Source organism: Amycolatopsis sp. MtRt-6 (assembly GCF_017308975.1).
Classification (GTDB): Bacteria; Actinomycetota; Actinomycetes; order Mycobacteriales; family Pseudonocardiaceae; genus Amycolatopsis.
Map to the genome: position 1 here is coordinate 77236 of NZ_JADWPD010000002.1, position 19535 is coordinate 96770.

The 19535-nt window shown below is 72.5% G+C and carries 19 protein-coding genes; 9 read left to right on the forward strand and 10 right to left on the reverse strand.

What is annotated here, in order from left to right:
- Positions 1 to 61: 61 nt before the first annotated feature.
- Positions 62 to 871 (reverse strand): PadR family transcriptional regulator, encoded by an 810-nt coding sequence (locus I4Q55_RS04010; RefSeq protein WP_206784637.1) that lies wholly within the window; start codon positions 869 to 871, stop codon positions 62 to 64.
- Between the two features lie 966 nt (positions 872 to 1837).
- A complete protein-coding gene (locus tag I4Q55_RS04020; RefSeq protein ID WP_206784639.1) occupies positions 1838 to 2737 on the reverse strand; it encodes a LysR family transcriptional regulator in 900 nt (299 codons plus the stop codon).
- 70 nt (positions 2738 to 2807) lie between these two features.
- On the opposite strand from I4Q55_RS04020, the gene I4Q55_RS04025 reads away from it, so the two are divergent.
- Both I4Q55_RS04025 and I4Q55_RS04030 read left to right on the forward strand, forming a co-directional pair.
- Positions 2808 to 3776, forward strand: a complete 969-nt coding sequence (locus tag I4Q55_RS04025) for a YeiH family protein (protein ID WP_206784640.1) — start codon at positions 2808 to 2810, stop codon at positions 3774 to 3776.
- A gap of 113 nt (positions 3777 to 3889) precedes the next feature.
- Positions 3890 to 5383 carry an exo-alpha-sialidase gene (locus I4Q55_RS04030; RefSeq protein ID WP_206784641.1) on the forward strand — a complete coding sequence of 498 codons (1494 nt, stop codon included), beginning with the start codon at positions 3890 to 3892 and terminating at the stop codon, positions 5381 to 5383.
- Positions 5384 to 5434: 51 nt separating this feature from the next.
- Here the strand turns inward: I4Q55_RS04030 and I4Q55_RS04035 are convergent, their stop codons facing one another.
- Positions 5435 to 6037, reverse strand: a complete 603-nt coding sequence (locus I4Q55_RS04035) for an MmpS family transport accessory protein (RefSeq protein ID WP_206784642.1) — start codon at positions 6035 to 6037, stop codon at positions 5435 to 5437.
- 169 nt (positions 6038 to 6206) lie between these two features.
- On the opposite strand from I4Q55_RS04035, the gene I4Q55_RS04040 reads away from it, so the two are divergent.
- The gene (locus tag I4Q55_RS04040; RefSeq protein WP_206784643.1) at positions 6207 to 7406 is read left to right on the forward strand and encodes a sensor histidine kinase; all 1200 of its coding nucleotides are present in this window, start codon (positions 6207 to 6209) and stop codon (positions 7404 to 7406) included.
- 9 nt (positions 7407 to 7415) lie between these two features.
- On the forward strand, positions 7416 to 8075 hold the full coding sequence (locus tag I4Q55_RS04045) for a response regulator transcription factor (RefSeq protein WP_206784644.1): 660 nt from the start codon (positions 7416 to 7418) through the stop codon (positions 8073 to 8075).
- Position 8076: 1 nt separating this feature from the next.
- Here the strand turns inward: I4Q55_RS04045 and I4Q55_RS04050 are convergent, their stop codons facing one another.
- The 3 genes from I4Q55_RS04050 to I4Q55_RS04060 all read right to left on the reverse strand — a co-directional run bounded on the left by I4Q55_RS04050 (position 8077) and on the right by I4Q55_RS04060 (position 11202).
- Positions 8077 to 9279, reverse strand: a complete 1203-nt coding sequence (locus I4Q55_RS04050) for an MFS transporter (RefSeq protein ID WP_242545350.1) — start codon at positions 9277 to 9279, stop codon at positions 8077 to 8079.
- Between the two features lie 171 nt (positions 9280 to 9450).
- A complete protein-coding gene (locus I4Q55_RS04055) occupies positions 9451 to 9957 on the reverse strand; it encodes a flavodoxin domain-containing protein (protein WP_206784646.1) in 507 nt (168 codons plus the stop codon).
- 117 nt (positions 9958 to 10074) lie between these two features.
- On the reverse strand, positions 10075 to 11202 hold the full coding sequence (locus I4Q55_RS04060; RefSeq protein WP_374194443.1) for a nitric oxide synthase oxygenase: 1128 nt from the start codon (positions 11200 to 11202) through the stop codon (positions 10075 to 10077).
- Between the two features lie 429 nt (positions 11203 to 11631).
- Here I4Q55_RS04060 and I4Q55_RS04065 point away from each other — a divergent pair, with 429 nt between their 5' ends.
- A complete protein-coding gene (locus tag I4Q55_RS04065; RefSeq protein WP_206784647.1) occupies positions 11632 to 12660 on the forward strand; it encodes a GTP-binding protein in 1029 nt (342 codons plus the stop codon).
- Between the two features lie 70 nt (positions 12661 to 12730).
- On the forward strand, positions 12731 to 12985 hold the full coding sequence (locus tag I4Q55_RS04070) for a hypothetical protein (RefSeq protein WP_206784648.1): 255 nt from the start codon (positions 12731 to 12733) through the stop codon (positions 12983 to 12985).
- Here the strand turns inward: I4Q55_RS04070 and I4Q55_RS04075 are convergent.
- Positions 12982 to 13530, reverse strand: coding sequence for a TetR/AcrR family transcriptional regulator (locus I4Q55_RS04075; protein WP_206784649.1), 549 nt, complete (start codon positions 13528 to 13530; stop codon positions 12982 to 12984). The genes I4Q55_RS04070 and I4Q55_RS04075 overlap by 4 nt on opposite strands.
- A 90-nt stretch (positions 13531 to 13620) precedes the next feature.
- Between I4Q55_RS04075 and I4Q55_RS04080 the strand changes: the two genes are divergently transcribed.
- Positions 13621 to 14748: an MFS transporter gene (locus I4Q55_RS04080; protein WP_206784650.1), complete on the forward strand. Its 1128-nt coding sequence runs from the start codon at positions 13621 to 13623 to the stop codon at positions 14746 to 14748.
- Here I4Q55_RS04080 and ligD read toward each other — a convergent pair whose 3' ends face one another.
- Complete coding sequence (ligD, locus tag I4Q55_RS04085) at positions 14749 to 15753, reverse strand: non-homologous end-joining DNA ligase (RefSeq protein WP_206784651.1); 1005 nt, start codon at positions 15751 to 15753, stop codon at positions 14749 to 14751. It abuts the gene before it with no gap.
- Positions 15750 to 16829 (reverse strand): ATP-dependent DNA ligase, encoded by a 1080-nt coding sequence (locus tag I4Q55_RS04090; RefSeq protein ID WP_206784652.1) that lies wholly within the window; start codon positions 16827 to 16829, stop codon positions 15750 to 15752. The genes ligD and I4Q55_RS04090 overlap by 4 nt, the downstream gene beginning before the upstream one ends.
- Before the next feature lie 55 nt (positions 16830 to 16884).
- Here I4Q55_RS04090 and I4Q55_RS04095 point away from each other — a divergent pair, with 55 nt between their 5' ends.
- Together I4Q55_RS04095 and I4Q55_RS04100 are read left to right on the forward strand one after the other, a co-directional pair.
- A complete protein-coding gene (locus tag I4Q55_RS04095) occupies positions 16885 to 17391 on the forward strand; it encodes a DinB family protein (protein ID WP_206784653.1) in 507 nt (168 codons plus the stop codon).
- A complete protein-coding gene (locus I4Q55_RS04100; RefSeq protein WP_206784654.1) occupies positions 17391 to 18314 on the forward strand; it encodes a squalene cyclase in 924 nt (307 codons plus the stop codon). The genes I4Q55_RS04095 and I4Q55_RS04100 overlap by 1 nt, the downstream gene beginning before the upstream one ends.
- Here I4Q55_RS04100 and I4Q55_RS04105 read toward each other — a convergent pair.
- Positions 18311 to 19471 carry a DUF1015 family protein gene (locus tag I4Q55_RS04105; RefSeq protein ID WP_206784655.1) on the reverse strand — a complete coding sequence of 387 codons (1161 nt, stop codon included), beginning with the start codon at positions 19469 to 19471 and terminating at the stop codon, positions 18311 to 18313. The genes I4Q55_RS04100 and I4Q55_RS04105 overlap by 4 nt on opposite strands.
- Positions 19472 to 19535 lie beyond the last annotated feature (64 nt).

Here is a 19535-nt window from a genome sequence, read left to right on the forward strand (position 1 = left end):
GGCGGAAGGATACCCGCCGGCTGGACCGTCCGATGTGGACGATCCAGCCGGTGGCCCGCCGTCAGGCGTCCTCTTCCTCCAGGCCCGCGTCGGCCAGCACCGCGTACACCCGGCGGCGGGCGTCCGCCAGGATCTTCTTCACCTCCGCGACCTGGGCCTCGTTCCCGCTGTACCCCACCTGCGCGGCCGCCCCGGACAGCTCGCCCAGCGCGTGCCACAGCGCCGCGAAGCGGTCGGCGCCCGGCTCCTCCGCGGGTTCCTCCCACAGGGCGGCGAACTCCTCCTCGCGGCCCGCCACGTGCTCGCGGCCCGCGTCGGTCAGTTCCGCGACCCGGCGACCGGCCGTCTCGACCGTGTGGACCAGGCCTTCGTCCTCCAGCTGCTGCAGGATCGGGTACACCGAGCCCGGGCTGGGCCGCCAGCGGTCGCGCGTGCGGCGGCGGATCTCCTGCATCAGCTGGTAGCCGTGCATCGGCTCCTCGGCCAGCAGCGCCAGCACCGCCGGCCGCACCGGACGAGCCGGTGGGCGGCCGCCGCCGCGGAACTCGCGTACCCGCTGGAACGCTCCGCCGCCGCCGAACCAGCCGCCCGGCCCGCCGAATGAACCCGGGCCGCCCGGGAAGCCGAAGGCACCCGGTCCCCCCGGGGGCTGCGGCGGGTGCGGCGGACGGGGCGGTGGTGGCGGGAAGCCGCGCGCCAGCTCGGGCCCGTCTTCCCAGTCCTCGTGACCCGGCACGCCGTGCTCACGCCCGAAGTGGCCATGTCCGAACCCGGCGTGCCGAGCGTCCGGCAGCTCGTCGTGCCCGGCGTGCCCCAGGCCGTGGTGCCCGAACCCGGCGAAGATCCGGCCCGCTCCCGCGCTCATCTCCATGATGTCCTCCCAAATCGTATCGGCGACACTCGCACGATATATCGCCGCTCGATCGACGGCAAGGCGGCCGTCACCCGAAGTGGTGCCCGGCCGTCGGGCCGCCGCCGCGCGGAGGCCGTCCCTGCGGTACTTCACCGCCGCAGGTACGCACACTGAGCCGACAGGATGCCCGCGACGCGGCGATTGCCGATCTTGACGAACCGTGGGAGAAGCCGTCCTCCAGCTCCCGGAAAAGGTGGAGGTTTACCGAGAAGGGTGAAATCAGACGGCACTCTCCATCGAGTGAATCCAGTCGATCCGATGGTAAGTCACTACCGGCAGGAGGACACTGCGACTGCGTGACAACGCAGATCTTTTCCAGCAGGAGGCGTCGTGTTCACATCTGTCCGCAGTGCGTCCGCCATGCTGGGCGCCGCCGCAGTTGCCCTGGCCCATCAAGGCGGAGGGGTCAGCTCCGCCGACGCTCAGGCACGGTCGGGTGCGACTCCTGCGGACCAGGTTGCGGTCAGTGCCGTGTACACCGTCGGCGACCGAAGCGGCTGGTCTTTCAACGTGTCTTCGTGGCCAAGGGGGAAGCGTTTCAGGGCAGGCGATGTACTCGTGTTCAACTACAGCGCCGACGCTCACAACGTGGGCCTGGTGAGCGCTCCTGGATACAAATCTTGCTCGGCCCCGAAGGGAACAAAGATCTTGCGGAGCGGGAACGACCGCGTCACCCTCAGAAAGGGAAACAATTACTTTATCAGCACCGTCCCGGGGGATTGCCAGTCCGGCATGAAACTCGCAGTCACAGCCACCTAGCACCCTTGACCCCGCCCTGAACACCCGCGGCCTTCGAGCAGCATTCGAGATCGTGGCGGGCCGGAACCGAGCGCCGGACCACTCCCGGCCCGAGGTGACGATCTTTCCACCGGCGGCTGCCGAGCCGTGCCAGGTGGTCCCGGCCACGGCCGGCCTCCCGGCGCACTAGGAACCGGACTTCACCGCCAGCGTCAGCAGCTCCGCCGCCGGGCCCGTCAGACGCCGGCCCGCCGGCCACACCGCGCGCAACACCCGGCCCAGCTCGACGCCCGCCACCGGGACCGGGACCAACCGGCGGCCCGCCACCTCGCGGACCACGTCGAGTTCGCTGATCACCGCCGGGCCCGCCCCGGCGATCACCGCGTTGCGGACCGCCGACGCCGAGCCCAGCTCCAGCAGCGGCGTCACCGGCCCCGCGCCGGCCCGGCGCAACGCCGCCTCGACCGTCTCGCGCGTTCCCGAGCCCGGCTCGCGCACCACCAGCGGGGTCGCGGCCAGCTCCGCGGCCGTCAGCGGACGACGGCGCCGGGCCCAGACGTGCCCCGCCGGGACCACCACCACGAGCCGGTCGGCGGCGACGCGGCGCGTCGCCAGGCCCGGCCACGGCCCTGGCGACTCGACGAACCCCAGGTCGACCCGGCCGCGCGCGACCAGGTCGGCGACCTGCTCGGAGTTCACCACCTCGAGCCCGACGTAGGTGTCCGGCCCGGTCCGCTTGACCTCCCCGATCCAGGCCGGGACGAAGTGCTCGGCGAGCGTCATGCTCGCCGCCACCCGCAGCTGGGCGCCGCGCTGGGTGCGCAGGGCCTCCGCTCCCGTGCGCAGTCCGTCCACTTCGGTCAGCACCCGGTGGGCCCAGCCCGCGATCACCCGGCCGTCCGGGGTCAGCGCCGAGCCGCGCCGGGTGCGGTCCACCAGGGACAGTCCCAGCTGGCGTTCCAAAGTAGACAGCCGTTTGCTCGCCGACGGCTGGGCGATGCCGAGCGCCCCGGCCGCCTGGCCGATGCTGCCGAGGTCGTCGACGAGCACCAGCAGGCGCAGCGAGTCCAGATCCGGTCCGGTCATAGCCTCAGTCTATGACCTCCCCGCGAACCGGCGGCTACCGCGAAGACGCCGGCCCGGCGACGCTGGCGGCATGGCACTGACGACGGCGAGAACTTCCGGCTTCGCGATCACGGGGCTCGGCGTCGCCGCGGCGTACGCGCTCAGCTCGGTGTGGCCGGTGGCCGGCGCCCTCACCGTCGCCGTGGTGCTGGGCGTGGCCGCCGGCAGCACGCCCGTCCTGACCGGCGAGCACCGCCAGGCCATCGCCCGCCTCACGAAACGCCTGCTGCGCGCGGGTGTCGTCCTGCTCGGGCTGCAGCTCGCCGTCCCCAGCGTGCTCGCGCTCGGCCCCGGCACGCTGGCCGCGGTCGTGCTGACCGTCGCGGTCACCTTCCTCGGTACGCTCGGCCTCGCCCGGCTGGTCCGGGTGCCGCGCGGGCTCGCGCTGCTGGTCGCCACCGGCTTCTCGATCTGCGGCGCCTCGGCGATCGCCGCCGTGGAGGGCGTGATCGAGCGCGACGACGAAGACGTCGCCACCGCCGTCGCGCTCGTCACCTGCTACGGCAGCGTCGCCTTGGCCGCGCTCCCCCTGCTCGCCCACACGCTCGGCCTCGACGCCACGCGGACCGGCAGCTGGGCCGGCATCTCGGTGCACGAGGTCGCCCAGGTCGTCGCGGCGGCCGGGCCCGCGGGCGCCGCCGCGGTCGGGATCGCCGTCGTGGTGAAGCTGAGCCGGGTCGTCCTGCTCGCCCCGGTGGTCGCGCTCGTCGGCGCCACCCAACGCGGCCGCCGCGACGGGCGGGCTCCGCTCGTCCCGCTGTTCGTGCTCGGCTTCCTCGCGATGGTCGCCGTCCGGAGCACCGGCCTGGTCCCGGCGTTCGTACTCGACGTCGCGAAGACGGTGTCGACGCTCCTGCTCGCGGGCGCGCTGTTCGGCCTCGGCTGCGCCGTCCGGCTCGGCGCGTTGCTGCGCGGCGGCGGGCGCGCCCTGCTCCTCGGTCTCCTGTCGACGCTTCTCGTGCTGGCGACCGGATTCGGGACCCTGGCCGCGTTCACCTGAAATCCTCCTCCCGTTCACGTATAGTTCGTTATACGAGCGGTTGTACGGCTCTTGTACGGATCGTGTCGACGCTGCTGGCGAGACGAAGAACGAATCCGTAGGGAGCTCGAACCGTGAAGATCACCCGACTCGCCCAGGGGCTGCTGGCCGGGCTGCTGGGGTGCGCCGCCCTGGCCGTCCCGGCGGCCGTCGGCGCCGCGACCGCCCAGGCCGACGTGGCCAGCACGCTGGTGTTCACCAAGAACACCGAGGGCCACGACTGTTACCGCATCCCGACCATCGTCAAGGCCAACAACGGCGACCTGCTCGCCTTCGCCGAGGGCCGCAACGGCGGCGCCACCTTCTGCAACGACCTCGGCAAGATCGACCTCGTCATGAAGCGCTCGACCGACGGCGGCAAGACGTGGGGCGCGCTGAACACCGTCATCACCGCGTTCGGTGACGTGAAGGGCAACCCCGCGCCGATCGTCATCCCGGGCAGCAACCGGATCGTGCTGCTGTCGACCATGCAGTGCTTCACCAGTCCCGACTGCGGCCGGATCCCGCGCGTGTCCATCAGCGAGGACAACGGGAAGACGTGGGGCGCGCCGAAGACGCTGACCACGGAGCTCGGCTTCTCGTCGGCGCCGGGCTGGCTGGCCACCGGGCCCTCGCACGGGATCGTGCTGACGCGCGGCGCGCACAAGGGCCGGCTCGTCGCCGGGATGAGCTACTCGAACATCGGCGCGCTGATCTACAGCGACGACCAGGGCAGTACCTGGCACCTCGGCGCCACCGACAAGCCGACGACGAGTGCGCTGAACCCGCAGGAGATCAGCGTCACGGAGCTGCTGGACGGCCGGGTCTACGCGGCCGCGCGCAACCAGGCCAACGACGGCAACAAGTGCCTCGAGGGCGGCACGCGCAACCGCGCCTTCGCGATCAGCTCGGACGGCGCCGAGACCTTCAGCCAGAAGTTCACCTACGCCACCGACCTCGTCGCGCCGACCGTCGAGGGCTCGACGGCGCGGATGAGCGCGACCGACACCGGCGGCAAGTACAACCGCATCGTCTTCGCGGCCCCGTCCGTCTGCGACCGGCGCAAGGAGCTGCGGATCCACTCGTCCTTCGACGAGGGCGCCAACTGGACCGGCACCGCGGGCAGCCTGCTCGTGTGGGGCCAGGACGCGGCGTACTCCGACATGGTCCAGCTGTCGCAGTCGTCGGTCGGCGTGCTGTTCGAGGCCGGCCCGGAGTTCCACGCGAACGACACGATCCGGTACGCCTCGGTCAGCGAGGCCGCGCTCGGCGCCCCGGCCTGCGGTGGCGGCTACAGCGTCATCGACTCCGCCCCGCTGGGCACCGGCGGCGCGGCCGGCACGGTCTACCTGTCGTACAACGCGGCCAACGGCCAGAACTGCGTCAGCACCATGAAGAACGCCTCCGCCGGGACGGCCACCGCGACCTCGAGCTACCTGGAGGTCCAGGGCTCGGCGCGGCAGACGGACTCGGGTTCGTTCTCCTACTTCGCCGGCCCGGTCAAGGCCACGGCGGCGAACAAGTGCGTGAAGTGGGGCGGCTCGGCCGGCGGCCAGGCCTACAACAGCGAGTTCGAGCACTGCGGCTGAACCGAACAGGGACCCGCCCCGTGGGCGGGTCCCTGTTCGGCGGCGTGGGCGTCAGAAGCCGGTGCAGCTGGCCACCGCGTACTCCCCGGACGCGGTCGCCGTCTTGACCTCCTTGCCGTCCACGACGACCTTGCAGGTCACCGAGCCGCCGTTCTCGCCGGTGGTCGCGGTGAACGCCCCGACGTAGATGCCGGTGGCCTCGACCGTCTTGGTCCACGGCACGGCCGCGCCGGCCTCGCTCTTGACCGAGGCCGCCTGCTCGAAGGTGCTGTAGTCGATGTCGGCGGTCTTCGCCGTCCCGCTCACCGAGTAGACGATGGTGTGCTTCTGGTCGGCCTGCTCCTTGACGTCGCTGATCGCGCTGCCGATCACCACCACCCACAGGATGCTCACGACCAGCCCGAGCACCGAAACGATGATGCCCGCGATCGAAAGCCCCTTGTTGGTCGCCTTTCCGGCGCGCACCCGCGCCAGGCCGACCGCGGACAGGATCAGGCCCAGCACGACCAGCGGCCACGCGACCACGCCGACGAACGGGATCGGCGAGAACACCAGCCCGACCAGGCCGAGGACGAAGCCGGCCGTGCCCAGGCCGTTGCGCGGCGGAGCAGCCTGGGGGGCCGGGTACTGCTGGATCGGGGTGTAGTCGGTCATCGGGGTTTTCCTTTCACCTCTGCTTGACGGCGAGAAGGAAACCAGCGCCGCGGGGCGGCCCGCGTCATCCGCAAGCCTTGAGCTGTTACGACGAAAGTCGTCACCGGCGGCGGGGTCTCCGAGCGGAAGGGCTGATGGTCGCGCGGATGCCGCCTCGTAGGCTTTCCTCATGGGACAGTCCGTGCTTCGCACGATGTACACCGTGCTCGCCGTCGCGGCGGGCGTGCTGAGCAGCACGGTCAACATCTCTCTGGCCAGCGCCGTGCCCGGGAGCACCACCACGGACATCCCGGTGCTGGGGCTGTTCGGCTGGTTCGCCGGGGTCGGCGCCGCGGTGATGCTGGTCTGGCGGCATCGCTGGCCGCTGCTCGTGACCGGCATCGCGCTGGTGCCGCCGCTGCTGCTGACCGGCGACGCGATGGCGGCGCTGATCGCCCTCGCCGCGTTCACGGCCCGGTACGTCGGCTGGTGGCGGTGGAGCGCGGCGACGCTGGTGTTCGCGGCGACCGGCGTCGCGGTCTGGAACGATGCCAGCCGCTTCGCGGGGGCGTCGATCGCCGAAGCCTGGCTGTCGACCGGAAGCACCGCGGCCAAGCTCGTCGGGGTGGTGGTGACCGCGCTGCTGTTCACCGCCGTCCCGCTCACCGTCGGGATCGTCCGGCACAGCCTCGCCGAGACGCGCCGCCGGATCGCCGAGCAGGAGGCGCTGCGCGACCAGATGGCGCGCCGGGAGGAGCAGGCGCGGATCGCCCGCGAGATGCACGACGTCCTCGGGCACCGGCTGTCCCTGCTTTCGTTGCAGGCAGGCGCTTTGGAGGTCACGGCAGGCACCACACCGGATGCGGCGGAAGCGGCCAAGACGGTGCGGACCACCGCGCGGCAGTCGCTCGACGACCTGCGGCAGGTGATCGGCGTCCTGCGTGGCTCGGGCTTCGCCGACCGCGCGCCCGGCGGGCCCGCGGAGCCGCCCCAGCCGGCGCTGTCCGACATCCCCGAGCTCGTCACCGGCGCGCGCCAGGCGGGTCTGGCGGTCAACGTGACGATCCTGCTCGACCAGGCGTCGACGGCCCCGCCCCCGCTCGGCACAGCGGCCTACCGGATCCTCCAGGAGGCGCTGACCAACGTCCTGCGGCACGCCCCGGGAGCACCGGCGGAGGTGCTGGTCCGCGGCGGCCCGGGCGCCGGGCTGTCGCTGGAGGTGTTCAACCCGCTGCCGCCGACCCCGGTGCCGTCACCGGGGTCGGGCACCGGGCTCACCGGCGTCAACGAGCGGGTTTCCCTGCTCGGCGGCTCCCTGTCGGCGGGCCCGGTCGACGAGCGGACGTTCGCGTTGCGGGCCTGGCTGCCGTGGGTGACACCGGCGCCCTAGCATGGGCGGGTGAGCGTGCGCGTACTGCTCGTCGACGACGACCCGCTGGTCCGCACCGGACTGTCGATGATCCTGGGCAGCACGCCCGATCTGCGGGTGGTGGCCGAAGCCGGCGACGGCGACGAAGCGGTCCAGCAGGTCGCCCGCCACGCGCCGGACGTGGTCATCATGGACATCCGCATGCGCCGGATGAACGGCCTGGTCGCGACGGCGGCGGTGCTGGCCCAGCCGCGGCCGCCGAAGGTCCTGATCCTGACGACGTTCGACCTGGACGAGTACGTGTTCGAGGCACTGGCGGCCGGAGCAAGCGGATTCCTGCTGAAGGAAGGCTCCCCGCAGGAGATCATCGACGGCGTCCGCGTGGTGGCGAACGGCGACGCGATGTTGTCACCGCGGACGACGAAGCAGCTGATCGGCCAGTTCGTGGCGGCGCGGGCCAACCCGCGGCGAGCCCGGGCCCAGGCGAGGCTTGAGCTGCTGAGCGACCGCGAACGCCAGATCGTGACGGCGGTGGCCCAGGGCAAGCCGAACGCGGAGATCGCGGCGGAGCTGTTCTTGAGCGAGGCCACGGTGAAGACGCACATCACGCGGACGTTCGCGAAGCTCGACGTGTCGAACCGGGTGCAGCTGACGATCTTCGCCTACGAAGCGGCGCTCGTGACGCCGTGAGCTACTTCGACCCCGCCGGCGCGGTGGCCACCGCGGACTCGCCGAACCGGATGCCCTTCGCCTCCTTCCCGATCGCCGTCAGCACCGCCACCGCGACCAGTCCCGGGACCACCGTCCACACCAGAGCCGAGGTGTAGCCGTGGGACTCCGCGATCGCCTGCTGGATCGGCAGGTTCAGCGCCGCCAGCAGGTTGCCCAGCTGGTACGTCACTCCCGGGTAGAAGCCGCGGATGGCGTCCGGGGACATCTCCGTCAGGTGCGCCGGGATCACGCCCCACGCCCCCTGCACCATGATCTGCATCAGGAACGACCCCAGCGCCAGCATCCCCGCCCCGTGGTCGAACGCGAAGATCGGGATCACCGGCAAGCCCAGCACCGCCGCCGTCACGATGGTGCGGCGGCGGCCCAGCCGCTCCGACAACGCCCCGAACGTCAGGCCGCCGATGATGGCTCCGATGTTGTACAGCACCGCTATCCACGTGCTCGTCGCCGCGCTCAGGCCCGCGCCGCCGTTGTCGTGGGCCTTCAGGAAGCTCGGGTAGACGTCCTGGGTGCCGTGGCTCATCCAGTTGAACGCCGTCATCAGCAGGATCAGGTACCCGAAGCGGCGGATCACCTTGGGGTTCAGCAGGATGTCCGTGACCGACGTGCGGGTCACCTTCAGCTTCTCGCGCGCCGCCTCCCACACCTCCGACTCGCGGACGCGGGCGCGGATCAGCAGGCTGATCAGCGCCGGGAAGATGCTCAGCACGAAGATCCAGCGCCACGGCAGGTCCAGCGCCGAGTGGAACAGCAGGTACGCCAGCGCCGCGAGCAGGTAGCCGATCGAATAGCCGACCTGCAGCAGGCCCGAGAAGAACCCGCGGCGCTCCGGCGGGATCTTCTCCATCGCCAGCGCCGCGCCCAGGCCCCACTCGCCGCCCATGCCGATGCCGTACACGAACCGCAGCACCAGGAGCACCGTGAAGTTCGGCGCGAACGCGCACAGCAGGCCGGCCACCGAATACAGCACGACGTCGGCCATCAGCGGGATCCGGCGGCCGACGCGGTCGGCCCACAGGCCGAACAGGAGCGCGCCGACCGGGCGCATCACCAGCGTCGCCGTCGTGATGAACGCCAGCTGCGTCGCCGTCGCGCCGAACGAGGCGTCCTTCGCGATGTCCGCCAGGACGAACACGACGAGGAAGTAGTCGAACGAGTCCATGCTCCAGCCGAGCAGCGCCGCGAGGAACGCGTTGCGCTGGTCCGATGTAAGCGCTTTCTTCCGCGTCGTCCGATTCGGCTGCCGTTCCGTCACGTTCGCCCCGTTCCGTCGGTTTCCCACGGGAAGACCTCGGGCCCGGTTTAGCACCCACCACCCCGGGCGGGCAAGGGATCAGAGCGCGACGCGGGTGCGGACCCGGCGGCCGACGTCCCGGGCCCAGGCCCGGATCCGGTCCCAGTCGCGGAAGTCGCCGGCCCGCCGGCCCGACGCGAGCAGCTTCGGGATCAGGCCGCGCACGGTCGCCGGGTCGAGCCTGCCGCCGAAGGTGGCCGTGCGCTCGGCGTCGACGCGCGCGGCCAGCAGTGCCACGTTCGCCGGCAGGCTGACCTGGTGCGTGGCCGCGCCGGGGCCGCACGGTCCGCTGTGGAACAACCACACCGGACGCTCGGCGAGTGCCCGGGCGTTGCGCTCCAGCAGCCGGACGGCTTCCGGCCGCCACCGGTGGTAGTACAGCGCACTGCCGACGACGACCGCGGCGTAGTGCTCGACGCCGGCCACGTCGGCGGCGTCGCGCACGTCGACGGTGAGGCCCGCTTCACCGAGCTCGGCGGCGATGACCTCGGCGATCTGCCGGGTTCCGCCGTGGCGCCCGGCGTAGGCGACGAGGACTGCGGTCATGCGTCCATTGTTGGCCCTCGCGGACCGGACTGCCCCGTGGGTCGCGCACGATCCGCCGAACGGGCGCTTCCACGCTACTCTCCGCGGTTCTCACGGCGGCGGCAGGAACGCGGGTCGCTATGATGGGTCCGGTTCGTCGTAGTAGCGGTGGAAAACGGCGGTCTGCCCGCCGGACAACGGCGGCACGATCCAGCTCCACTCCGCGGGGCACCGGCGCCCGGCCCGCTCCTCACGCTCCAGGTGGGACAGGAACCGGTGCGACTCCGTGTGGTGGTCGGCCATCGTGACGCCGGCCGCGTCGAAGGAGTGCTGCACGGCCAGCGTCAGCTCCACCAGCGCCCGGTCCCGCCACAGCGTGCGCTCGGACGCGGTGTCGAGGCCCATCAGCTGGGCGATCACCGGCAGCAGGTCGTACCGCTGCTCGTCGGCCAGGTTGCGGGCGCCGACCTCGGTGCCGAGGTACCAGCCGTTGAACGGCGCGGCCGGGTAGGTGACGCCACCGATCTCCAGCGGCATGTTGCTGATCGCCGGCACGGCGTGCCAGCGCAGCCCCAGCCCGGCGAACCAGCGGTGGTCCGGGTGGGTCAGCGGCACCTCCAGGACGGCGTCCGGCGGCACCGTGAACAGCCGCGGCTCGCCGGGCTCGGCCTCGATCAGCAGCGGCAGGACGTCGAAGGAGCCTCTTCGCTCCGGCGGCCGCCAGCCGAGTCTTCGCACCTGCTCGGTGAACTCGGCGTACCGCGGGTCGCCGAGGACGGAGCCGTCCTCGAAGCGGTACCCGGCGTACCGGATGAGCTGCTCGTTGTGGATGCGCGGTCCCGGCACCGCCGGGGTGTCGGGCGCGAAGACGGTGACCGTCGGCCGGATGCGGCCACCCCGCGTCGCCTGGCGCAGGTGGGCGACACACTCGCCGGCGATCGCGGCCGCGCCGGTGACCCGGCGGCGATCGCGGATCCGCAGGCTGCGCCAGTACAGCCGGCCGATGCAGCGCGCCGAGTTGCGCCACGCGACGCGCGCGCCGTACGCCAGCTCGGCGGGGGTGTGCCGGTACGTCCCGGTTTCCATGATTTCGGCGCGCACCCGCGCCAGGCGGGTCTCGAACCGCTCGCCCGCTTCCGCGGCGCCTTCGGCGAACATCCGGTCCAGGAATTCCTCCGCTTCCGCGGAATCGACGCTCTGCTCCTCCGAGACGCGCTGGGGGTAAACCGGCAGCGGGGGCGTCACCCGGTCGGGGGTAACGGTCACCGCGTTTCCCCACTCTCCGAAATCGCGATCTGCATCCCGACGAAAAGGTCCACCGTTCCTCCGAAGGTCGCCGTCGACACTGCCGGCCGGAAGTCCCCACTGCCCTGGGAACTCCGGCCAGACGGGGGAGGATACCCCACGTTTCGCGAGGTGGACTCCACCAGTCGGGAACGACGTCCCGGCGATCCCGGAATGCCAGGGCACACCGGGTCGAGCTGAAAAAACAACTGTCACCAAGCGTTATTCGGACATGGCGCAGCGCGTTTTCCGTCAATCGATCACGCCGCGCCGCAAAAGCACCGTGATCCTTTTCCGGGTGGCGGCATACGTCTTTTCGTGGGCATTCGCCGAACGGCCTTCACCGGGGGCGGCCGCCCGGGTACGCGCGCCCGCGTTAGAGTCGCGGTGACCGGCAGAGGAGGACGTTTCGTGAAGGCCAGGCGGATCCCCGTGGTCCTCGTCGCCGGGTTCCTCGGCGCGGGCAAGACGACGCTGCTCAACCACCTGCTCGCCAACCGCGAGGGCGCCCGGGTCGGCGTCGTCGTCAACGACTTCGGCCAGGTGAACGTCGACGCGCTCGCCGTCGCCGGCCAGGTCGACACGATGGTCTCGCTCGGCAACGGCTGCCTCTGCTGCGCGGTCGACGCGAGCGGGCTGGACGCGATGCTCGGGCGGCTGTCGAGCGCCGAGGCGGGCATCGACGTCATCGTCGTCGAAGCCAGCGGCATCGCCGAGCCCCGCGACCTCATCCGGCTGATGATCGCCAGCGAGAACCCGGACATCCGCTACGGCGGGCTGGCCGAGGTCGTCGACGCCGCGGAGTTCGAGGCCGCGCGCGAGCGCCACCCGGAACTGGCCGACCACCTGCGGCTGGCCGACCTCGTGGTGCTGAACAAGGCCGACCGGGTGCCCGCCGAGGCGCTCGCGAAGCTCACCGCGACCGTCGAAGAGCTGGCGCCCGGCCGCCCGCTGCTGGTCACCGAGCACGGCCGGGTCGACCCGCGGCTGTTCTTCGACCCGGAACCCCGCGGCGAGCGGGCCGGGCAGCTGTCGTTCGACGACCTGCGCGAGGACGACCACCACGACCACGCGCACCACCTGCACGCCGAGTACCAGACGGTCACCTTCACCGCCGAAACGCCGCTCGCGCCGCGGGCCTTCGTCGAGTTCCTCGAGCGGCGGCCGGCCGGACTTTACCGGATGAAGGGGCAGGCCGACTTCGGTCCCACCGGCCCGAAAGCGCGCTTCCACCTGCACACCGTCGGCGGGTTCGTGCAGCTGGAGCGATCGGCCTGGCCGCCGGGCGAGCCGCGGCGGACCGAGCTGGTGCTGATCGGCGCCGGTATCGACACCGACGCCGTGCTCGCCGACCTGGGCCGCTGCCTCGCCGAGGACCCGGGCACCGTGGACGAGCGCGGCCTGCTGCACGTCCTGCGTTACCTGCCCGACGAGGCCTGACCGCGTCCCGCCACGCCGAAGATCGGCAAATGCGGCGCCGGTCCGGCCGGCGCGACGGACACTGACCGCCATGACGACCACCGCGGTGAGCGCGCCACGCTGGTACCTGGTCGGCGTGCTGCCCGAAGACGTTCCGCTGGCCCACCTGATGACCCGCTCCGGCGACCTGCGCTACCGGCGTTCGGCCTGCGGTGAGCGGGAGTCCCGCAGCTGGAAGCTGCTGGACCCGGCCACGTCCGAGGTGACGCCGTGCCCGGCGTGCCTCGCCACGCTGTCCGGCGTCGGCGAGGACCGGGGCCAGCTCGCCCTCGACCTGCGGGTCTAGGCGGTCAACGTCCGCGCGAGCCGCTTCGCCGTGTCGAACGGCTGGGGGCTCTGGACGACGACCGACGTGACCGCGGCGCCTTCCAGCAGGAGCATCAGCTCGTCGGCGAGCCCGGGTTCGCTGTTCCGGAGCTGTGCCCGCAGGTAGCCGTGCAACGCGGTCTTGTGGTGCCGGACCACTTCGCGGACCGGGTCGGCCGGATCGGGGAACTCCGAAGTCGCGTTCAGGAAGGCACAGCCACGGTAGCCGTCGCGCGCGAGCCAGGCTTCGTAGGCGTCGAACACCGCCAGCACCCGCGCCCGCGGATCGGAGTGCGCGGCGGTGATCCGGTCGATCTCCTCCTGCCAGCGCCGGTCGCGTTCGCGCAGGTACGCGACCACCAGCCCGCTTTTGGACCCGAAGTTGCCGTAGAGGGCCGCCTTCGTCACCCCGGCTTCGGCCGCCACCGTGTCGACCCCCACGGCGTGGATGCCGTCGCGGTAGAACAACGCCGACGCGGCCTTGAGCACCTTCGCGCCCGCATCGCCGGGACGGGTTCGCGCCACGACACCTCCGAACAGATCGGTATGGCCGGTTACCTGCGATGATTCCAGCCTCACTTGACACCATACAGACCTGTCTGTTTGGTGGAGGTGATGGTGACGCGGACGAAGACGGACAGCTGGTGGTCCACGGCCGCGCTCGGCGCGGTGGTGATCGCCCTCTGCTACGGGTTCGCGCGCTACGCGTACGGGCCGTTCGTGCCGCGGTTCAGCGAGACGTTCGGGCTGACGACGGTCGGTGTCGGCGTGCTCGGCGGCCTCTCCACCGCGGGGTACGGCCTCGGGCTGCTGCTCGCCCCGCGGACGTCCGCGCGGTCGGCGCGCGGCACCGTGCTGCTGGCCGCGGCGGCGGCCACGCTCGGCCTCGGCCTGATGGCACTGGCCCCGCACGTCGTGGTGTTCGGCGCCGGGATCACCGTCGCGGGCTCCGGCGCCGGACTTGTCTCCCCGGGCGTGGCGCAGCTGATCGGCGAGACGGTCGGGGCGCGCACCCGCGACCGGGCGCAGACCTGGGCCAACACCGGGACCGGCCTCGGGCTGGCCGCGTCGGCGTTCACTCCCCTGCTGGCGTTCGGCTGGCCGGCCATCTGGGCGGCGTTCGCCGCCCTCGGCGTGGTGGTGACGCTGATCGCGTGGCGGGCGCTGCCACGATCGCCCGGCGTGCCCGACGCCGCCGGCCCGGTCCGCGGGATGGTTCCGCTCCTGGTCAACTCCGTCCTCATCGGCGTGACGAGCGCGCCGTACTGGACGTTCTCCACCTCCCGGCTCGCCGAAACCGGGTTGGGCCCGGTGGCCGCGACCTGGTGCTGGGCCGCGATCGGCGTGGCCGGGCTGCTCGGCGGCCTGGCGGGCCGGGCAGCCGGACGGGCAGGCCTGCGCGCGGTCAACCTGGCGACGTGGACCCTCGCGGCCGCGGGCATCGCGCTCCTCGCGCTGCCGCACCCGGGCGTGCCCGTCGCCCTGCTCTCCGGCGCGCTGTTCGGCGTCACCTACATGGCGCTGACCGGGCTGTGCATCCTCTGGGCGGCCCGCCTGTTCCCCGACCGGCCCGCCCGCGGCATCACGTGGTCGTTCGCCGGGCTCGGCGCCGGCCAGACCGTGGCCTCACCCCTGGCCGGCGCGGCCGCCGCCGGGATCGGGTCCGCGGCGGTGTTCGGGCTGACCGCGCTGGTCGCCCTCACCGCCTGGACCCAGCTCCACCCCCGCCTCGGCCCGCCCTGATCACGCCTTCTTCGCGCGGCTCGGCGCGACCCGCGGCGGCTCGTTGGGCATCTTCGGGTACACCGGCGGCCAGGGCGCGTCCATCAGGCCGGCCGCCATGTCCCGTTCGGACATCTCCAGCAGCGGCTCGATCGACTGCGGCCGCTCCCCCGCGCCGGCCCACGGATCGCCTCGCTCCGCGACGCGCGCGGGCACCGTGCTCAGTGTCAGCGTGTCGGGCTCGACGGTGTCCACCTCGTCCCAGCCGATCGGCGTGGACACCTGGCCGCCGACGCGCGGGCGCACGCACCAGGTGCCGAACACGGTCTTGTGCGGGGCGTTCTGGTTGAAGTCGACGAACACGCGCGCGCCGCGTTCTTCCTTCCACCACTGCGCGGTGATCTTCTTCGGGTGCCGCCGTTCGAGCGCCCGCGCCAGCGCGACGGCGGCGGCTCGCACCTGGAAGCTGTCCCAGCGCGGCTCCAGCATCACGTACAGGTGCAGCCCCCGTGAACCCGACGTCTTCAGGTGCCCCTCGATGCCGTGCTCGGCCAGGAACTCCTTGGTCAGCACCGCGGCTTCGCGCAGCTCGTCGAAGCCGATCCCGGGCGACGGGTCGAGGTCGACACGCAGCTCGTCGGTGACCTCGGGCGTGTCGGCGAGGTAGGGCCAGACGTGGAAGCCCAGGCAGCCGAGGTTCACCGCCCAGAGGATGTGGGCCAGGTCCTTGGCCACCAGCGCGTCGCTCGTCGTGCCGTTCGGCGTCGAGACGACGGTGGTGGTCAGCCACGGCGGCGCGCCCTTGGGCACGCGTTTCTGGAACCAGTTCTTGCCGCCGGCGCCGTCCGGGTAGCGCTCCAGCATCAGCGGGCGCCCGCCGAGCCGGGCCAGCAGCGGCCCGGAGATCGCCCGGTAGTACTCGACGAGGTCGAGCTTCGTCTCGCCGTGCTCGGGGAAGTAGACCTTGTCCGGACTGCTGATCTTGACCTCGACGCCGTCGACGTCGAGCAGGACCGCCGCGCTCACCGTGCCTCCCCGAACAGTTTCGCCAGCTCGGCGGGCGGCGCCTCGTCGAGCTGGGCGTACGTGCACGACTCCGGCGTGCGGTCGGGCCGGAACCGGACCAGCCGCCCGCCGTGCCGGAACCGGCCGCCCTCCAGGTGCTCGTAGCGGACCTCCGCCACCCATTCCGGACGCAGCGGCTCCCACGAGAGGTCCTTCTGCGGAGCCCACCGGCTGTTCGCGCCCGGTTGCCGGCCGGGCGCGGGCTCGGACTCGGCCCAGGAGCGCCACGGGTGGTTCTCGAGCGCGTTTTCCCGCAGCGGTGCCAGTTCCTCGACCAGCTCGGCCCGCCGCGCCTTGGTGAAACTGCTGGCCACGCCGACGTGGTGCAGCACGCCCTCGTCGTCGAACAGCCCGAGCAGCAGCGAACCGACGCCGACGCCGTCCTTGTGCCAGCGGAACCCGGTGACCACGCAGTCGGCCGTGCGCTCGTGCTTGACCTTCAGCATCACCCGCTTGTCCTGCTCGTACGGCAGGTCGCCGGGCTTGGCCATGACGCCGTCGAAGCCCGCGCCCTCGAAGCGGGTGAACCAGTCCTCGGCCTGGGCCGGATCTTCGCTCAGCGGGGTCAGGTGGACGCGCTGCAGCCCTTCGGCGGCACTGCTCAGCACGCCTTCGAGCCGCTTGCGCCGCTCCCGGAAGGGCTGCTCGGTGAGGTCGGTGTCGCCGAGGGCGAGCAGGTCGAAGGCGATGAAGCTGGCCGGCGTCTCCTCGGCCAGCTTGCGCACGCGCGAAGTCGCCGGGTGCAGCCGCAGCATCAACGTCTCGAAGTCGAGCCCGGCCGGCGTGACCAGCACGATCTCGCCGTCGACGACGCAGCGGGGCGGCAGCGCGGCGGCCAGCAACTCCACCAGCTCCGGGAAGTAGCGGGTCAGCGGGCGGTCGTTGCGGGAGCCGAGCTCGATCTCGTCCCCGTCGCGGAACACGATGCAGCGGAACCCGTCCCACTTGGGCTCGTACAGCAGCCCCGGGGCACGAGGGACGTCGTGCACCGCTTTCGCGAGCATCGGCCGCACCGGCGGCATGACGGGCAAGTCCACGGCGCGAGCTTAAAACACGGGTACGACAAATTCTCGGCGTGATAGACACTCCCGCGTGACCACCGAACGCCCCGCACCGCCCCTCACCGGGGGCGAGCGCGAAATGCTGCGCACCTTCCTCGACTTCCACCGCGCCACCCTCGCGATGAAGTGCGACGGACTGTCCGACGAGGACCTCCGCCGGGCGTCGAGCCCGCCGTCGACGTTGTCCCTGCTCGGGCTGGTCCGGCACATGGCGGAGGTCGAACGCACGTGGTTCCGCCGGGTGATCAACGCCGAGGACATCCCGCTGGTGTGGTCGACTGAGGGCGACTTCCAGGCCGCCTACGACGCGAGCTCCTCGACGCGGTCGGAGGCCTTCGCGGCGTGGCAGGCCGAGGTCGAACAATCGCGCACGATCGAAGAAGCGGCCGAGTCCCTGGACGTCACCGGCCACCAGGCGCGCTGGGGCGAAGACGTCTCGCTGCGGCTGGTGATGCTGCACATGATCCACGAGTACGCCCGCCACAACGGCCACGCGGACTTCCTGCGCGAGGCGATCGACGGCGTCACGGGGGCCTGATGGACGTGCTCGCCTGGCTGCGCGACGCCGATCCGGCGCTGCGCTGGCAGGTGGAGCGCGACCTGACGGGCGAGCCGCCGGAGGTCTGGGAAGCGACCCGGGCACGGGTCGCCACCGAAGGGTTCGGCGCCCGCCTGCTGGCCGCACAGGACCCCGACGGCCGCTGGGCCGGCGGCGCGTACTTCCCGGCAGGCTTCCGCGGGGACGAAGACCAGCCGTGGACGGCGACGACGTGGTCGCTGAACGCCCTGCGTGAATGGGGTCTCGACGCCGCGGTCCTGCGCGGCACGGCCGAACTGCTCGCCCGGAACTGCCGCTGGGAGTACGACGACCTGCCGTACTGGGACGGCGAAGTCGACTGCTGCATCAACGCCTGGACCCTGGCCAACGGGGTGTGGCTCGGCGCGGACGTCGCCGGCATCGCGGACTGGTTCGTCGAGCACCGGCTCCCCGACGGCGGCTGGAACTGCGCGTGGGTCGAGGGCTCGACCCGCTCGTCGGTCCATTCGACGCTCAACGCGCTCAAGGGCCTGCTCGCGTACGAAACCGCGACCGGCGGCACCCCGGCGTCCCGGGAAGCACACCTCTCCGGCGAGGAATACCTGCTGGAACGCGGGCTGTTCCGCCGCCGGTCCACGGGCGAGCCGATCGGGCCGTGGGTGCGCGAGTTCGGCTACCCGTTCCGCTGGCGCTACGACGTGCTGAACGCGGCCGCGTACTTCCGCGACGCCGGCCGCCCGGACGATCGGCTGAGCGAGGCGATCGGCCTGGTCCGCGCCGCCCGGCAGCCGGACGGCACGTGGCTGCAGCGGCGGACGGACGCCGGCCGGGTGTGGTTCGCGGTCGACGCCGGCGCCGGGCAGCCGTCGAAGTGGCTGACGCTGTTCGCCACCCGGGTCCTGACCTGGTGGGACGCCCGCTAGAGCCCGGCCAGCACGAGCCCGCTGCGCGGCTTCGGCGTGAAGTAGGTGGCCTTCCGCGGCATCCGGCGCCCGGCCGAGTGCACGGCCAGGACATCGGCGTAGCTCACCGGGGCCAGCAGCACCACGGCGTCGGCGTCCGGCGGCAGCGGGCGCCCGGCCGGGAGCGGGCGGACGCACGGCCCGTCCGGGTCCACGCCGAGCGCGCGGGCGAACAGGACCTGCTCGACGACCTCGTGGTCGATCACCGGCCAGGGCCCGTCCGGGGCCGGGAGCGGCACCCGCAGCACGGCCGGGCCGGCGCGCACCACGACCTCGCCCGGCACCGGCACGGCGTGGTCGTCGTAGCGGACGTCCAGGCCGGCCGCGCACCAGCGCGTCACCAGGTCCTCCGGGCCGAGGCCGGTGCCGGTGAGCACGCGGTGGATCGCGCCGATCCGCAAAGCCGGGCCCGCGGTGACCAGGGCGAGCAGCGCGCCGTGGCCGGCCGCCGCCGCGGCGGCCACGCGGTGGTTGCCGTCGGCGACCAGCAGGTCCGTGCCGGCGACCGCGGCCAGCAGCCGGCTCTGCAGCGGTCCTTCGGGCACCACCCACAGGTCGTGCCGCCGCCCGGCCGCGTCCGAAGTGGACAGATCGGGCAGGCCGAGGCCGGCGCAGGCCTGTTCGACCTGCTCGGTCAGCTCCGGGCCGCCGGCGGCCGGGACGAGCAGCGCCGCGCTGGTCGCGCAGCCCAGCCCGGCGAGCACGGCGGCCCGTTCGGCGACGACGTCGGGGTAGACGTCCTCGGTGTGGCGGACGCGCGCCGCGCCGTCATCGGTCACCGCCGCCGGGTCGACCAGGCAGAGCAGGCCGAGCGCCACGCCGTCCGGCCCTTCGATCCGGTAGGGCGCGACGACGTCGCGGATTGGCCGGTAGAACCGCTTGCGCAGCCGTTCGAGCACGGCGCGGGCGACCGGGACGGCGGCCGTCAGGTCCAGACCGCGGGCCAGAGCGGCGGGCGTGCGGGCGGGGTGCTGCACGGCCAGGAGGCTGTCCGCGGCACCGGGCGCGGCCAGCGCCGCGACCACGCGCTCGGGCTCGGCGAACTCGTCGACGTCGGGGCCGGGGACCGCGTCGCGGACCACCCAGCCCCGCCCGATCGGCCGGATCCAGTCGCTCATCTTGACCATCTTCCGCCACGGATGCCGGGAAATTCGCTGGGGCCGGTACGCCCAGGGTGGAATG

What these genes read in the sequence shown, in the direction of transcription:
- I4Q55_RS04010 (WP_206784637.1), bottom strand. Translation starts at nt 871, where the DNA reads ATGGAGATGAGCGCGGGAGCGGGCCGGATCTTCGCCGGGTTCGGGCAC.
- I4Q55_RS04020 (WP_206784639.1), bottom strand. Translation starts at nt 2,737, where the DNA reads ATGACCGGACCGGATCTGGACTCGCTGCGCCTGCTGGTGCTCGTCGAC.
- I4Q55_RS04025 (WP_206784640.1), top strand. Translation starts at nt 2,808, where the DNA reads ATGGCACTGACGACGGCGAGAACTTCCGGCTTCGCGATCACGGGGCTC.
- I4Q55_RS04035 (WP_206784642.1), bottom strand. Translation starts at nt 6,037, where the DNA reads ATGACCGACTACACCCCGATCCAGCAGTACCCGGCCCCCCAGGCTGCT.
- I4Q55_RS04040 (WP_206784643.1), top strand. Translation starts at nt 6,207, where the DNA reads ATGGGACAGTCCGTGCTTCGCACGATGTACACCGTGCTCGCCGTCGCG.
- I4Q55_RS04050 (WP_242545350.1), bottom strand. Translation starts at nt 9,279, where the DNA reads ATGGACTCGTTCGACTACTTCCTCGTCGTGTTCGTCCTGGCGGACATC.
- I4Q55_RS04055 (WP_206784646.1), bottom strand. Translation starts at nt 9,957, where the DNA reads ATGACCGCAGTCCTCGTCGCCTACGCCGGGCGCCACGGCGGAACCCGG.
- I4Q55_RS04070 (WP_206784648.1), top strand. Translation starts at nt 12,731, where the DNA reads ATGACGACCACCGCGGTGAGCGCGCCACGCTGGTACCTGGTCGGCGTG.
- I4Q55_RS04080 (WP_206784650.1), top strand. Translation starts at nt 13,621, where the DNA reads ATGGTGACGCGGACGAAGACGGACAGCTGGTGGTCCACGGCCGCGCTC.
- I4Q55_RS04100 (WP_206784654.1), top strand. Translation starts at nt 17,391, where the DNA reads ATGGACGTGCTCGCCTGGCTGCGCGACGCCGATCCGGCGCTGCGCTGG.
- I4Q55_RS04105 (WP_206784655.1), bottom strand. Translation starts at nt 19,471, where the DNA reads ATGAGCGACTGGATCCGGCCGATCGGGCGGGGCTGGGTGGTCCGCGAC.